The sequence below is a fragment of the Nocardioides conyzicola genome (genome assembly GCF_039543825.1).
GTDB lineage: Bacteria > Actinomycetota > Actinomycetes > Propionibacteriales > Nocardioidaceae > Nocardioides > Nocardioides conyzicola.
In genome coordinates this window covers 1,131,788-1,145,954 of sequence record NZ_BAABKM010000002.1, presented here as the reverse complement: position 1 = coordinate 1,145,954, position 14,167 = coordinate 1,131,788, and the positions used below count along the sequence as shown (strand labels likewise).

The following is a 14,167-nucleotide window of genomic DNA, read 5'->3' as shown; positions in this document are numbered from 1 at the left end:
GGCTGCCGCCATGACCGAGCAGCCGACCCAGCCCGGTGTCGTCCCGTACGTCGAGTGGCACACCGGACCTCGGCGGATGCTGACCATCGACCTGCGGAGCAAGGGGACGTTCCTCTCGTCCACCGCCCGCGACCGGATCGTCCCGACGGTCGGGATCGACGGCCGGCAGTACGTCGTCTACTGGGGCCGCGTCTTCTTCGAGGTGCCGGCCGACCGGGCCGTCCACGTCGCCGTCAGCCTGCAGGACGGGGTCCAGGCCTCGAGCATGCTGGTCGAGCCCGGCGAACAGGGGGAGGGCGCCTACCTGGACTACCTCGCCGACTTCACCGCCGGCCGCGCGACCCTGGTGCGGCCGGCTCCGCAGGCCTGACCGGGGCGACGGGGCGGCCTCCGCCTGCGCCCTGAGCGAACGGATCACGCTCTCGAAACGTTCGTCGACAAGGATGGGCCCGTGGAGATCGCCTTCTTGCTGGTCGCGCTCGCCGTCGGGGTGCTCGCCGGAGTCACCGTCGCCGGCCGGATCGGCGTACCCGCCCCCCTCCTGCTCGTGGTCGCCGGCGTCGCGGCGTCGTTCCTGCCGTTCGTGCCGCAGGTCCACCTGGAGCCCGAGGTCGTGCTGTTCGGGCTGCTGCCGCCGCTGCTCTACTCGACCTCGATCACGTCGTCCCTGGTCGACTTCAACGCCAACCGTCGCTCGATCCTGCTGCTGTCGGTGGGCCTGGTTCTCTTCACCACCGCGGGCGTCGGGTGGCTGGTCCACGAGATGGTGCCCGGGGTCTCGTGGCCCGTCGCGTTCGCGCTCGGCGCGGTCGTGGCGCCGCCCGACGCCGTCGCGGCGACCGCCGTCGGGCGCAAGGTCGGGCTCCCGCGCCGGGTCGTGACGATCCTCGAGGGCGAGTCCCTCTTCAACGACGCGACGGCCCTGGTCGCGCTGCGGACGGCGCTGGGCGTCAGCATCGCCGGTCACATCAACGGGTGGGAGGTCGGCTGGGACTTCGCGCGCGCGGCCGGCGGCGGCGTGCTCGTCGGTCTCGTCGGGTTCATGCTGGTCGGCTGGCTCCGCAAGCGGATCAGCGACCCGGTGCTCGACGTCGGGCTCTCGTTCGTGATCCCGTTCGCCTGCTTCCTGGCCGCCGAGGAGATCCACGCCTCGGGTGTCGTCGCGGTCGTCGTGGCCGGGCTCCTGCTCGGTCACAAGGCTCCGATCCTGCAGACGGCCCAGTCCCGGATCGCCGAGCGGATCAACTGGCGCACGATCGCGTTCCTGCTGGAGAACACCGTCTTCGCGCTGATCGGTCTCCAGGCCCAGTGGCTCTACCAGGACCTCGCCGACAGCGACATGTCCTGGTCGCGGATCGTCGCCGTCTGCCTGCTGACCCTCGTCGCGGTGATCGCGCTGCGGATGATCTGGGTCTTCGTCGCCCGCTACGCGCTGGCGCGTCCGATCGACGAGGCCGGCAACCGGCTGGTGCCGCCCCGGTCCTTCACGTTCCTGCTCGGCTGGTCCGGCATGCGTGGCGTCGTGACCCTGGCGGCCGCGTTCCTGATCCCCGACGACACCGCCGACCGCGAGGTGCTCTTCGCGATCGCGTTCACGGTCGTGGCCGGGACCCTGCTGATCCAGGGGCTCACCCTGCCGTGGTTCGCCCGGGTGCTCAAGGTGCCGGCACCGGACCCGCTCGACGACGCGCTCGCGCGGGCCACCCTGCTCCAGCAGGCGTCCAAGGCCGCGATCCAGGAGCTGGACAAGATCGAGTACGACGACCAGACCGGTGTCTGCGACCTGATCCGGCAGCGGCTCGACCAGCGCAACTTCGCGGCCTGGGAGCGCCTGGGCACGACGGCCGACCAGGAGTCGCCGGCCGCGCTGTACTACCGGATCCGGATGCAGATGATCAACGCCGAGCGCAGCCGGATCCTGGAGATCCGCCGGTCCGGCACCATCGCCTCCGAGGTGATCGCCGACGTGCTCGCGATGCTCGACGTCGAGGAGTCGATGCTCGACAGCGCGGAGCAGGAGCGCGACGAGGCGGCGTCGTACGCCCGCCGTCGCTGGACGACGGGGGAGACCTGCGACGACCTGCTGGCCTACCCGGTCGCCGACCTGCCGCGCGGGGAGTACTGCCAGGCCTGTCTCGACGCCGGCACCCAGTGGGTGGCGCTGCGCCGGTGCCTCGAGTGCGGCAACGTCGCCTGCTGCGACTCCTCACCCCTGCAGCACGCCACCGCGCACTTCCACGACACGACCCACCCGGTCATGCAGTCGGTCGAGCCCGGCGAGGACTGGCGCTGGTGCTACATCCATCACCTGACCGCCTGACGCCGACCGGGATGCGCCCTACGCTGCGCGCATGGCCTCTGTGGACCCCACGACGTACGCCTGGCTGTCGGACTCCGAGCTCCAGGTAGCCGGATGCGTCACGGTGGTGCCGGACGCCGACCCGGAAGCGGTTGCCCGGTCGTTCGGGCACGACCCCGCCGACGCTGGCGAAGAGCGCGACACCTCCGCGGCCGGCTTCGGAGAACGGGCCGCCCTCGGTGACCTCGGCGACGACCGCAACGAGATCTGGGTCGCCCCGACAGCGGGCGCCGCGGTGGTGTTCGAGTTCAACGGCTTCGAGGGCTCGCGCACCGAGGTGCTGCGAGAGGCCTCCCGGGTCGGAGCCGGGAAGGTCGCGGCCAGTCTGTACTGGAACGTCAACGGTGCCGTCCAGGTGACGTGCGCACGCCGCGGGAAGGTGGTCGGCTCGGTCGACCTGTCGTACGTGGACGAGGAAGACCTGGAGGAGGTGCCCCGAGCGCTGCGAGCGCTGGCACGGTTGTGCATGGGTGACGAACCACCGGACCTGCTGACCGTCGGAGCCGCCATGGTCGAGACGTATGCCGGGGTCGGCTTCAGCCGGACCGACCTCGACGGCTCCCGTCCGCGAGCCATCGTCGCGCGGCCGTCGGACCTGTCGACGTACACCCCGGGTTCGAGCGGCTACGGGCCGCTCGACCACTCCCTCCCTGGTGCCCAGGACGCCATGGACGCCATGGATCCGGAGGCCCTTCGAAGCCTGGCGGAGTGGTCGGCCCTGGCAGCGGTCCGGGAGGCCGGCCTGACCGACGAGCCCGCGGTTCAGGCGGTCCTCGCCCAGCTGGGGTCGGGCGCCGGCACGTCCCTCCCGCCCGGCATCGCGGAACTGCGACGACGGGCGACCGCTGAGGCCGAGCGGCAGAGACGCCTGGTCGACGAGACCTTCGACGAGGCCTCCGTCGGCGCGCTCGCGCAGTGCCACGCCTGGCTGCCCGCGAACGCCCTCGAGGCGCTGCGCTACACCAGCCACGCCGATGCCTACTCCGCTGCCGTCGGCGCGCTCGCGGCTGCCGCCTCGACGTTCACCTGCACACGGCTCGACCGAGGAGCGCGCGTCGTCGAGGACCACCGGGGGCGTCGGATCGACAGCCTCGCCCCGTCGCCCCGGATGCTGGAGTTCGCGGACGTCGTCCGGCAGGTGCTCGCCTCCGACCCGGCCCGATGGGACGAGCTCGCGGGGCTCCTGCCGGCACCTCTCTCCGCAGCAGAGCTCGCGGCGGCCGCCGACGTGGACCGGCGGCGGCAGGAGGCCGGCGCCTTCGACACCTGGCGGGTGGCCGAGGGGTGGTTGGACCCGGATGACGACGCCGAGGACGACGAGCTGGAGGTCGAGCACGACCACGACGCCCAGGTGCTCGAGCGCTACCGCGAGCTCGAACTCCGCGACCAGGCGATCGCGGACCGCGGCCCGATCGCCGTCGAGGTGCTGGAGCCCGAGAACGAGGGGGGCTTCGCCATCGCCCTGTCCGACGGCCTGCGCATCGAGCGGCTGCCGATCGGGCGAGCAGCGGGCAAGCTCTGGCTGGGCTTCGTGTTCACCCACGAGTTCGGCTTCGACCCGAATGCACGCGGGGCCAGGTCGGACCCGTACGAGCGCATCACCTACACCGCGTCCGACGGGCCCCTGCAGCATGTCGGGGGCGGAGGCGGTCAGGGTGCCTCCGTAGCCCACTGGTCCGCCCAGATCGACACCGCTGGTCGGACCTGGGTGCGGCTGGACTACCTCGACGGCGGCAGGTCGGTCGCCTCGGAGACGATCGGGCTGGCCTGACCCGTCGCCTCGAAGCGGATCGGGAAGGACAGAGCCCCGGTGTTGCCGGAGACCGGCAGCCACCGACCAGGGCCGTCGGGTACGGCGCCCGGCATGCGCCGCGCCAGCAGCGGCAGGGCGACGGCCATGTCGGTGCGCGCGACGAAGTGCCCCAGGCAGTGGTGCACCCCGGCCCCGAAGTCGTGGTGCGGCGGCCGCTGCTGGGTGATGTCGAACGCCGGGTCGGGCATCGCCGACGGATCGGTGCCGGCGCTGTGCGAGAGCGTCTGGACGATGCCGCCCTTCGGGATGTGCAGGCCCTGGAAGTCGACGTCCTCGAGCGCCTCGCGGGTCACCCAGGTGACGGTCGGGTTGACCCGCATCACCTCCTCGACGGCGTTGTCGCCGAGGTCGGGGCGCTCGCCCAGGAGCCGCCACTGCTCCGGGTGGGCGAGCAGCGTCTGGAGCGCCAGGCCGAGCTGGTTGCGGGTGGTCTCCATGCCGGCGAACGCGAGGAAGACCAGCGCCACGCCGAGCTCGTGCTCGGTGAGCCGGTCGCCGTCGTCGCTCGCCTGCACCAGGGTCGTCACCAGGTCGTCTTGCGGATGCGCCCGCCGGTCGGCGACCACCTGGCCGACGTACTCGTAGAGCCCGGTCAGCGCGGCCTCGATCTTGGGCACCTGGTTGCCGACGTCGATGGAGAACGACGCCCCGAGGTCGTCGGCCCACGTCGCCACCTGGTGCCAGTTGTCCTCGGGCAGCCCGAGGAGCACGCAGATGATGCGCGCGGCGTACGGCTCCGCGAACTCGCTGACGAACTCGACCGTCCCCCGTTCGGCGAACCCGTCGACCAGCTCGTCGGCGAGCGCCTGGAAGCGCGGCCGCATCGCCGCGATGGTCTTGTTGCGGAAGGCCGGCATCAGCAGCCGGCGGATCCGCGAGTGGTCGTCGCCCTCGAGGCTGAGCAGCGTCTCCTGCCACCAGTCGGAGAAGAGCCCCGAGTGGATGCCGTTCTGCGCCGGCCAGCGGGCGTTGCCCTGCCGGAACCTCCGGTCGCGCAGCAGCGCGCTGACCTCGGCGTGCCGGAGCACCGCCCAGCCCCAGTTGGTCTCGACGTACCAGCTGTCGTCGCGAGCCGCATGGACCACGGGCGAGGTCACGTCGAACGTCGGGTCCGCGAGGTCGAAGTACGTCATGGCCTGATCATCCTCATCTCCCACGTGCCGAGGTCCTCGTAGAGCTCACGGGCGCCGTCCGGGACGAAGCCGTTGCGGGCGTAGAACCCACGAGCGCGGGCGTTGTCCTCGAGCACCCACAGCGAGCACGGCCGATCTGGACGTACGGCGTCCCAGAGCTGTTGGCCGAGCCCCGTTCCCCACCAGGCCGCGCGGGTGTAGATCGCGTAGAGCTCGGTGGGTGCCGGTGCGTCGGGGTCGCGGTTGGCGCCGACCACCGCGAAGCCGACGAGCTCGCCGTCGGCCTCGGCGAGGACGCGCGGCGGGCCCTCGGCGAGCTGCTTGGTCCAGGCCGCGACGAAGCGCTCGTCCGACGCGAGTCGCTCCGCGAGCCGGGCCGGGTCGGCGTACGGCGTGTAGGCCTCGCGCCAGCAGGCCAGGTGCAGGGCGGCACCGGCCGCGGCGTCGGCGGGGACGGCCGGGCGCAGCCGCACGTCGTCGAGATGGCTCACGGTGGCATCGTAGGGATCATGAGGATCACGAAGTTCGGCCACGCCTGCGTCCGCATCGAGCACGACGGCACCACGGTCGTCCTCGACCCCGGCATGTTCACCGATGCCGAGGCCGTCGACGGCGCGGACGCCGTGCTCATCACGCACGAGCACCCCGACCACTACCTGCCCGACAACCTCCTCGCCGCCGACGCCCCGGTGTTCACGATCGAGGCGGTCGCGGCCAAGATCCGCGAGGACACCCCGAGCCTCGCCGAGCGGATCACCGTGGTCGCACCGGGCGAGGCCTTCGACGTGGGTGGCCTGCCGGTCACGGCGGTCGGCGAGATGCACGCGGTCATCCACCCGGAGTTGACCCGGCTCTTCAACAGCGGGTACGTGTTGACCGCCGGCGACGCGAAGATCTACCACCCGGGCGACTCGCTCACCGAGCCCGGCGAGGAGATCGACGTCCTGCTGCTGCCCTCGTCGGCGCCGTGGCTCAAGGCGTCCGAGGCGATCGACTTCGCCCGCGCGGTGAAGGCGCCGCGCAACCTCGCCATCCACGACCGGGTCTACAGCGACGCCGGCCACGGCATCCTCGAGATGCAGATGAACCAGTTCCTTCCGAAGGCCGGCCAGGAGTACCTCCGCCGCGCGGACGGCGAGGACCTGTAGCCCCCTTCAGGGATACCCGGTTAACCGGGTATCCCTGAGGTTCTCGGGCAGTGCAGTGCCCGAGAACCTGGTGAAGTGCCTGAGGAGTCAGGCGCGCGGTCGCGCCAGACGACGTACGACGAGCACGCCTGCGCCGAGCACGGCCAGCACGACCAGCAGGTCCACCAAGAAGGCGAGGCCGGACAGGTCCGTCGGGTTCTCCAGGGGTGAGGCCACCGAGACCCGTGCCGGGAACGGCGGGTCCAGCGCGGTCTGGTCCTGGTGGATCCACGCGACCGGCAGCCCGAAGTCGAGACTCTGCTGGTCCGCCTTGTCCCGGACGGTCTCGCGATCCAGCCCTCCGGCGACGAGCACGACCAGCGCCGCGCAGACCAGGACCGTCGCCCCGGCGAGCCAGAGCCGCCACCCGCCGGTCTTCACCGGCTCCTCGACCGTCGCCGTCATGGCGACATCCTGCCGTACTCAGTCGGCGGTGAGCGCGTCCCGCACCGGCACGAACTTCGCCTGCGCCTCGGCTAGCTCGGCCTCGGGGTCGGAGTCGGCCACGATGCCGCAGCCGGCGAAGAGGCGCACGGTGCTGCCGTCGATCCGGGCGGAGCGCAGCGCGATGCCCCACTCGCCGTCCCCGGACGTGTCCATCCAGCCGACGGGGCCGGCGTACCGGTCGCGGTCCATGCCCTCGATCTCCGCGATCAGCGTGGTCGCGACGGGGGTGGGCGTGCCGCCGACGGCTGCCGACGGGTGCAGGGCCTCGGCGAGCTGCAGCGACGAGACGGTCGCGGCGTCGTGGACGACCCCGGCGACGTCGGTGGCGAGGTGCATCACGTTGGGCAGGTGCAGCACGAACGGCGCCTCGGGCACGTTCATCGAGGAGCAGTGCGGCTCCAGGGCGTCGGCGACGGAGCGTACGGCGTACTCGTGCTCCTCGAGGTCCTTCGAGGACCGCGCCAGGGTGGCGGCGAGGGCGAGGTCGCGGCCGTCGTCGCCGGTCCGGCGGATGGTGCCGGCGAGCACCCGCGAGGTGACCAGGCCACGCTCGCGGCGGACGAGCATCTCGGGTGTCGCGCCGAACATCCCGTCGACGTGGAAGGTCCAGCACATCGGGTAGGTGTCGGTGAGCCGGCGCAGCGGCCAGCGCACGTCGATCGGCTCGTCGGCGGTGGCGACCAGGTCGCGGGCCAGCACGACCTTCTCCAGGTCGCCGCGGCTGATCCGGGCCACGGCGTCCGCCACGACCGACATCCACTGCTCGCCGTTGAGGGCGCCGTCCGCGAAGCTCACGCCGACGGGCGCGGCCGGGGCCTCGGTGGCGTCGAGCGCGGGGGCCGGCTCGTCGCCGACCACGGTCAGCCAGGCGATGTCGCCGCGGCGTCCTACGACGATGCGGGGGACGACGAGCACGGACTCGCCGGGCTCGTCGGCGAAGGTGAAGGTGCCGAAGGCGACCGGTCCGGTCCCGGGCTCGTTGACCTCGTCGGTCACGACCGCCCGTGCGGTGGTCTCGCGCCACCACTTGTCGGCGTCCGCGAAGCGGGTCGCGCCGTGCGTGCGGACCTCGGCGGCGACCCCCCAGCCGACCAGTCCGTCCCCGCGACGCAGCCAGGTCACCGGTCGGTCGGTGGGGACCAGGTCGAGGAGTCGGGTCGCCTCCGCCAGCTGGAGGCGGGAGGTGCGCACGGTCAGCGTCACGGGCCGAGACTACCCACGGACCCACTGGATCCCCGCCTCGGCCGGGCTAGTAGCGTCGGAGCGCGTGAGCACCCCCACAACCGCCGGCCGCGCCCCGACCGTGGTCGCGATCCTCCTCGGTCTGCTGTTCCTCGGCCTGATGGCCGCGTTCGCGATCGGGCTGCCGAAGGCACAGGGCGATCCGGCCAGCGACGAGAGCGCCGAGCTGACGCTGACCCTGCCGGACAAGCTGCCCGGTGGGTACGTCGCGTCCGACGACCCGGCGGCGTTCGCGGGCGGCCAGCTGGCCGACCAGGCCGACGAGATCGCCAAGCAGGAGCAGGCCAACCGCGAGTTCGGCAACAAGGTGCTCCCCGACGCGCTCGGCACGTCGGCGGAGACGCGCACGTACGTCGCCAACGGCACCGAGGCCGTCTTCGTGCAGGCGTTCCAGTCCACCGGTGGGGCGTTCGCCCCCAACAGCATTCCCGACCCGGACAACTCCGGCGGCCAGGCCGCCACCGAGCTGGCCAAGGTCGGCGACGGCGCCTGCATCCTGACCTACGGGCAGGCACAGGCCGAGGGCCAGGCGCCGCCGGTCGCGTTCAGCCAGTGCCAGGTGTCCCGGGGCGAGGTCACCGTGCAGATCGGCTCGTCCGCGGTCGCCGCCGACGCCCTCGTGGGTGTCGCCGACGACCTGCTGAAGTCCCTCCAGGACGCTCAGGACCAGTAGACGACGACCGTGTCGCCGACCCGCACCTGGTCGTAGAGGTGCGCGACGCCGCCGTGGTCACGGATGTTGACGCAGCCGTGCGAGGCGCCGGCGTACCCGCGGGCCGCGAAGTCCGAGGAGTAGTGCACCGCCTGACCGCGGTCGAAGAACATCGCGAAGGGCATGGCCGAGCCGTAGAGGCGTGAGACGTGGTCCGCGTCCTTGAGGTAGACGTGGAACACGCCCTCGCGGGTCGGTGTCCCGGAGGCGCCGAAGCGGGCGTCGAGGGTCTGCTGGACCTTCCCGTCCACGACGAAGCGCAGCGTCGAGCTGCTCTTGTCGATGCAGAGCACGCGGCCCACCCGGCAGCGCGGGTCGAGCGCGCCGGGGGTGTTGCCGCGGTTGTGCAGCTCCGCGTCCGTGGGCTCGACGGTCATCGCGTCCAACCGGTCGAGGGTGCGTCGGTCGACCTCGCCGGTCACCGGGATCGCGCGCTTCGCCTGGAAGCCACGGACGGCGTCGCGCGTGAGGTCGCCGTACGTCCCGGTGACGTCGGCGCCGAACCACGCGATCTGCTTCAGGCGGGCCTGGAGCTCGCGCACCTGCGGCCCCTGGTCGCCAGTACCCAGTAGCCGCGGTCCCGGCTCGAGCTTCGGGGGCTTCGGCTTCGCCGGCGGGGTGGTGGGATCCGACGTCGGCTGCCCGGTCGGGGTCGACGTGGGCGTCGCCGTCGGAGTCGCCGTCGGAGTGGTCGTGGGCTCGGGCTCGGGGGCACCGGGAGTGCCGGTCGCGGAGGGCCGGTCGGCCGGGCTGTCGCTCAGGGCGTAGCCCGCGACGAACGCGCCGGCGCAGACCAGGGCCGCCGTGGCGAGGACGAGCAGGAGACGACGCAGGAACAACATGGAGCTCTCCCGGGGAAGTAGGTGAGTCGGACACGAGGGTGACGCCTGGGCGGGCCGGTCGGTTGCATCCGATCGGCGGGTCGTGCGCGTCGTGACCAACCTGTGACCGGCCGCACGGGGCGACCGGCCGATTCCTACGGCGTCCGGCGGGCTGCGTAGTCTCTGCCCGTGGTCCGCGCAGAGCTCGACAAGCAGCCGTCCGACGTCCGTCGCATGTTCGACTCCGTCGCTCGTCGCTACGACGTCACCAACGACGTGCTGTCGCTCGGCCAGGACCGCACCTGGCGCAAGGCCGTCATCGCCGCCGTCGACCCGCAGCCGGGGGAGCGGGTCCTCGACCTGGCCGCCGGCACCGGTACGTCGAGCCAGCCCTTCGCCGACCGCGGCGCGGTCGTCGTCCCGTGCGACTTCTCGCTCGGGATGCTGCAGGTGGGCAAGAAGGCCAAGCCGCACCTGCCGTTCACCGCCGGCGACGGCACCCAGCTGCCGTTCGCGGACGCGACGTTCGACGCCGTGACGATCTCCTTCGGCCTGCGCAACATCGTCGACCCCGAGGCGGGGCTGCGCGAGCTGCGCCGGGTCACCCGTCCGGGCGGCCGCCTGGTGGTCTGCGAGTTCAGCCACCCGACCTGGGCGCCGTTCCGCACCGTCTACCTCGAGTACCTGATGAAGGCGCTGCCCCCGATCGCCCGCGCCGTCTCCTCGGCGCCGGACGCGTACGTCTACCTCGCCGAGTCGATCCGGGCGTGGCCCGACCAGCGCGGGCTCGCCGCCCTGATCGCCTCCGCCGGGTGGGAGGCGCCCCAGTGGCGTGACCTCTCCGGCGGCATCGTCGCCCTGCACCGCGCCACCCGCTGACGACGTCGTCGGTCACCCGCGCCCCCCAGGGCGCGGTTTCGACCACGACCATGACGGGCATCACGCGGTCGACACCATCAGAGCTCGGGGACGCGTGCGGGGGCGTGGGATGGCAGCAGACATCGTGGTTCAGGGCGAGGCGCTGGCCAGCGCCTCGGGTCGCTTCGTCGCGGTCGCCAACGGCCTGATCGAGATCGAGACCGCCGACGCCGTGGCCGGCGGAGCCGCCGGGCTCCCGGGCACGCAGACCGCCGCGGCGGTGACCTCCCTGGCGATCCGGCTGTCGACCGGCACCTCGGCGTACGCCGTCGGCATCAACGGCCTCGCCGGCAGCACGGTGCAGGCGGCCGGTGCCTACCGGGACGCCGACGAGCACGTCGTCGACGAGATCATGCAGGTGACCGCCGGTGAGTGAGGCGCTCACCCCGGCCGCCGTCGCCGCCTGGGACCCCAGCAAGCTGGTGCCCGCCGCCGACGCCGTCCGTGCCGCCAAGAAGGAGGTGGGCGCCGGCGTCGACACCCTGGTCGCGACCCGGACCGACCTGCTCGCCGCCTGGCAGGGTGACGGCGGGGAGGCGGCGGCAGCGGCCGTCGGCCACCAGGTCCACCTCGGCGACCAGCTCGCCGCGGTCCTCGGCCAGGCAGTGCACGTCCTGCAGGGCGGCTGCGACGCGCTCACGTCGGCACGCGACAAGGTGGTGACCTGCCTCGCGGCCGCGAGCGCGGACGGTTGCCGGGTGGACGACGACGGCACGGTCCACGGACCGTCGGTCCCCGACTACGCCTACTCCTCGGACGCGACCACCGAGCAGGTCGAGTCCTACCGCGAGGCCTACGACGAGAAGGTCGCCGCGTCCGACGCGCTGGCGACCGAGCACGCCGATGCGATCCGCGACGCACTCGTGGCCGCCGGCGAGGCCGACCAGCAGCTCGCCTCGAGCCTCGACGCGTTGCTGCTTCCTCCCGAGGTCGCCGACACGGCGTACGACCTGCTCCAGCGGCTCGGCGGCGAGGGCCTGGGCAACTCGCTGCTGCCGGTCACCTTCCCGGAGTCCTGGGATCCGATGGACGCCTTCCGGTCGGGCGACCGGGAGGACTGGCTGCGTCAGGTCGGGTTGGAGGCGTGCTTCCCGGCGCTGTACAGCGGGGACGACGACCTGCCCGAGGACGGGCGGCTCAGCGGCTACCAGGGCGGAGGCTTCATCGAGGGTCCCGACGGCCGGATGTACCCGCTGGTCGCGCCCCAGGTCATGATCGACGGGCACCCCTATGGCGCCGACTCCGATCCTGGTGCCCCGCGGATCCAGGACCTCAACGGGAGCGACGACGGGTGGCACCTGATCGGCCGGCACTCCGGGTACGACCAGCTCGACGAGGTGCACGGCTCCGACAAGGTCGCCGTCGTCCTCGGTGGCGTCGCCGGTGGTGACATGTCGCCGGCCGGTGACCTGATCCGGCGCACCGACCTCGCCGGCGACCTGCACCTCAACGATGCCGGCTTCCCGACGCTCGACGGCGGCCACACCTCGCACGCCCTCCCCGAGCTCCCGGAGGACGCCTCGGTCGAGGCCGACGCCGACCTGCCCGGCGTCAACCCGGACCGCGTCGGCCGGATCGGCGGTGGGCTCGACCTCGCGATCTCGGGCACGGAGGGCTTCCTCGCCGCGCAGGGGATCGACGACAACGCGCACCACGCCTACGTGGTCTCGCTCGAGCAGAACGACGACGGGCGCATCCGGGCGCTGCTCAACGTCTATGACGTCTTCGAGAGCCGGGACTCCGGCGATGCCGTGATCCAGTCCAGCTACGGTTGGGTCGACTCCGACGGCGATCTCGTCAAGCAGCCGTACAACTTCCACCACTCGCAGTCGTCCATCGGCCCGGCTGACGTGTCCTACTACGGGGTGAGATGACCGTCCTCCGCTGCACCCGCACCGCTGCCGCCTGGGTGGCGACGCTGATCGTCGTCACCGCGGGACTCGTCGGCTGCAGCTCTGACGACTCGAGCGCGGCCGGCCTGTGTGACACCGCCAACGACTACGTCTGGTACGTCGGCTACTTCACCGGCGACCAAGGTGGACCGCCCTCGGCGGCGGAGATCCCGGGCGCCGTCGACACCCTGGTCGACCTGACCGACGACCTGGCGGGGGAGGTCCCCTCCGACCAGCGCGAAGGCGCGAAGGCGGCACACGAGACGTGGACCGGGGCGAAGGGTGTCTTCGAGCGCTACGACCTCGCCGACGACAGCACGGCCGACCAGGCCGCCGCCGAGCTGCAGGCCGAGCTCGGCAAGTACCAGGACGTCAACGAGCGGTTCGTCGCGTGGCTGCGTGACGAGTGCGGATTCGACAGCGCCGAGGACCTCGAGCGACCCCCGGGCGCCTGAGCGAATTAGGTCACGACAGCATCTCCTAAATCCCCAGGTCAGTGGGGATATTCGGGACCTTCGGCCCCAATTCGCCCGCCGCGCCGACCCTCGCGTGCACCACCCGATCCGGAGTGGTTAACTGTGTTCCGCGCCACTTAGTGATTCAGTTCACAAAGTCACAAATGCCCCGTCCGGACGGAGTCCGGGCGTAGCGGGCAGAGGAAGGAACGCGAGGCATGGACTTCTACACGCCGGTCCTGGCGATCGCCCTCCTCGCGGCGTTGTTCGCCGTGGGGTCGGTCGCCATGAGCGCGTTCGTCGGCCCCAAGCGCTACAACCGCGCGAAGGCGGACTCCTACGAGTGCGGCATCGAGCCGACACCCCAGCCGGTCGGCGGCGGGCGCTTCCCGGTGAAGTACTACATCACCGCGATGCTCTTCATCGTCTTCGACATCGAGATCATCTTCCTCTACCCGTGGGCGGTGCGCTTCGACGCCCTGAAGCTCTTCGGGCTGGTCGAGATGGTCATCTTCATCGCCACCGTCTTCGTCGCCTTCGCGTACGTATGGCGACGCGGCGGCCTCGAGTGGGACTGAGGACCAACCATGGGAATTGAAGAGAAGCTCCCGAGCGGCGTGCTCCTCACCACCGTCGAGGGCGTCGCCGGCTACATGCGCAAGGCGTCGTTCTGGCCGGCCACCTTCGGTTTGGCCTGCTGCGCGATCGAGATGATGACCAGCGGTGGCCCGAAGTACGACCTGGCCCGCTTCGGCATGGAGGTCTTCCGGGCCAGCCCGCGCCAGGCGGACCTGATGATCGTCGCCGGCCGGGTCAGCCAGAAGATGGCGCCGGTCCTCCGCCAGATCTACGACCAGATGCCCAACCCCAAGTACGTCCTCGCGATGGGCGTCTGCGCCAGCAGCGGCGGCATGTTCAACAACTACGCCGTCGTCCAGGGCGTCGACCACGTCGTGCCCGTCGACATGTACCTCCCGGGCTGCCCGCCACGCCCCGAGATGCTGATCGACGCGATCCTCAAGCTCCACGACCAGGTGCAGCACACCAAGCTCGGCGCCAACCGGGCTCGTGAGATCGAGGAGCTCGAGACCCAGGCCCTGCGCGCGCTCCCCACCTCCGACATGCGGGGCCAGCTCCGATGAGCACCCCACGGAATTCTTCGCCTCCCCCGCTGCGCTCCTCCGCCGA

At 71.9% G+C, this 14,167-nt stretch carries 16 protein-coding genes; 11 read left to right on the top strand and 5 right to left on the bottom strand.

From position 1 onward, the window contains the following. Window positions 1-10 precede the first annotated feature (10 nt). From ABEA34_RS08630 to ABEA34_RS08620, 3 genes are all read left to right on the top strand, one after another. Window positions 11-370, top strand: coding sequence for a hypothetical protein (locus tag ABEA34_RS08630; protein ID WP_345520836.1), 360 nt, complete (start codon window positions 11-13; stop codon window positions 368-370). A gap of 81 nt (window positions 371-451) precedes the next feature. After that, a complete protein-coding gene (locus tag ABEA34_RS08625) occupies window positions 452-2,320 on the top strand; it encodes a Na+/H+ antiporter (protein ID WP_345520835.1) in 1,869 nt (622 codons plus the stop codon). 31 nt (window positions 2,321-2,351) lie between these two features. Further along, entirely contained in the window at window positions 2,352-4,130 is a 1,779-nt protein-coding gene (locus ABEA34_RS08620) for a hypothetical protein (RefSeq protein WP_345520834.1), read from the top strand. Here the strand turns inward: ABEA34_RS08620 and ABEA34_RS08615 are convergent. Beyond that, window positions 4,079-5,305, bottom strand: a complete 1,227-nt coding sequence (locus ABEA34_RS08615) for a cytochrome P450 (protein ID WP_345520833.1) — start codon at window positions 5,303-5,305, stop codon at window positions 4,079-4,081. The genes ABEA34_RS08620 and ABEA34_RS08615 overlap by 52 nt on opposite strands. Then, window positions 5,302-5,796, bottom strand: a complete 495-nt coding sequence (locus tag ABEA34_RS08610) for a GNAT family N-acetyltransferase (protein ID WP_345520832.1) — start codon at window positions 5,794-5,796, stop codon at window positions 5,302-5,304. Before ABEA34_RS08610 ends, ABEA34_RS08615 begins: the two co-directional genes overlap by 4 nt. A gap of 18 nt (window positions 5,797-5,814) precedes the next feature. Between ABEA34_RS08610 and ABEA34_RS08605 the strand changes: the two genes are divergently transcribed. Continuing rightward, window positions 5,815-6,453: an MBL fold metallo-hydrolase gene (locus tag ABEA34_RS08605; protein ID WP_345520831.1), complete on the top strand. Its 639-nt coding sequence runs from the start codon at window positions 5,815-5,817 to the stop codon at window positions 6,451-6,453. An 87-nt stretch (window positions 6,454-6,540) separates the two neighbouring features. Here the strand turns inward: ABEA34_RS08605 and ABEA34_RS08600 are convergent, their stop codons facing one another. Both ABEA34_RS08600 and ABEA34_RS08595 read right to left on the bottom strand, forming a co-directional pair. Next, window positions 6,541-6,897, bottom strand: coding sequence for a hypothetical protein (locus tag ABEA34_RS08600; RefSeq protein WP_345520830.1), 357 nt, complete (start codon window positions 6,895-6,897; stop codon window positions 6,541-6,543). 18 nt (window positions 6,898-6,915) lie between these two features. Continuing rightward, a complete protein-coding gene (locus tag ABEA34_RS08595; protein WP_345520829.1) occupies window positions 6,916-8,142 on the bottom strand; it encodes an isochorismate synthase in 1,227 nt (408 codons plus the stop codon). A 64-nt stretch (window positions 8,143-8,206) separates the two neighbouring features. Between ABEA34_RS08595 and ABEA34_RS08590 the strand changes: the two genes are divergently transcribed. Then, complete coding sequence (locus ABEA34_RS08590) at window positions 8,207-8,854, top strand: hypothetical protein (protein ID WP_345520828.1); 648 nt, start codon at window positions 8,207-8,209, stop codon at window positions 8,852-8,854. Here the strand turns inward: ABEA34_RS08590 and ABEA34_RS08585 are convergent. Beyond that, complete coding sequence (locus ABEA34_RS08585; protein WP_345520827.1) at window positions 8,842-9,735, bottom strand: L,D-transpeptidase family protein; 894 nt, start codon at window positions 9,733-9,735, stop codon at window positions 8,842-8,844. The genes ABEA34_RS08590 and ABEA34_RS08585 overlap by 13 nt on opposite strands. Before the next feature lie 168 nt (window positions 9,736-9,903). Here ABEA34_RS08585 and ABEA34_RS08580 point away from each other — a divergent pair, with 168 nt between their 5' ends. The 6 genes from ABEA34_RS08580 (at window position 9,904) to ABEA34_RS08555 (ending at window position 14,121) form a co-directional block, all read left to right on the top strand. After that, the gene (locus ABEA34_RS08580) at window positions 9,904-10,593 is read left to right on the top strand and encodes a demethylmenaquinone methyltransferase (protein WP_345520826.1); all 690 of its coding nucleotides are present in this window, start codon (window positions 9,904-9,906) and stop codon (window positions 10,591-10,593) included. A 109-nt stretch (window positions 10,594-10,702) separates the two neighbouring features. Continuing rightward, window positions 10,703-11,008 carry a hypothetical protein gene (locus ABEA34_RS08575; protein ID WP_345520825.1) on the top strand — a complete coding sequence of 102 codons (306 nt, stop codon included), beginning with the start codon at window positions 10,703-10,705 and terminating at the stop codon, window positions 11,006-11,008. Next, the gene (locus ABEA34_RS08570; RefSeq protein ID WP_345520824.1) at window positions 11,001-12,506 is read left to right on the top strand and encodes a hypothetical protein; all 1,506 of its coding nucleotides are present in this window, start codon (window positions 11,001-11,003) and stop codon (window positions 12,504-12,506) included. The genes ABEA34_RS08575 and ABEA34_RS08570 overlap by 8 nt, the downstream gene beginning before the upstream one ends. After that, the gene (locus ABEA34_RS08565; RefSeq protein WP_345520823.1) at window positions 12,503-12,979 is read left to right on the top strand and encodes a hypothetical protein; all 477 of its coding nucleotides are present in this window, start codon (window positions 12,503-12,505) and stop codon (window positions 12,977-12,979) included. The genes ABEA34_RS08570 and ABEA34_RS08565 overlap by 4 nt, the downstream gene beginning before the upstream one ends. 218 nt (window positions 12,980-13,197) lie before the next feature. Further along, window positions 13,198-13,557, top strand: coding sequence for an NADH-quinone oxidoreductase subunit A (locus ABEA34_RS08560; protein ID WP_345520822.1), 360 nt, complete (start codon window positions 13,198-13,200; stop codon window positions 13,555-13,557). Window positions 13,558-13,566: 9 nt separating this feature from the next. Beyond that, window positions 13,567-14,121, top strand: a complete 555-nt coding sequence (locus ABEA34_RS08555) for a NuoB/complex I 20 kDa subunit family protein (RefSeq protein WP_345520821.1) — start codon at window positions 13,567-13,569, stop codon at window positions 14,119-14,121. Window positions 14,122-14,167 lie beyond the last annotated feature (46 nt).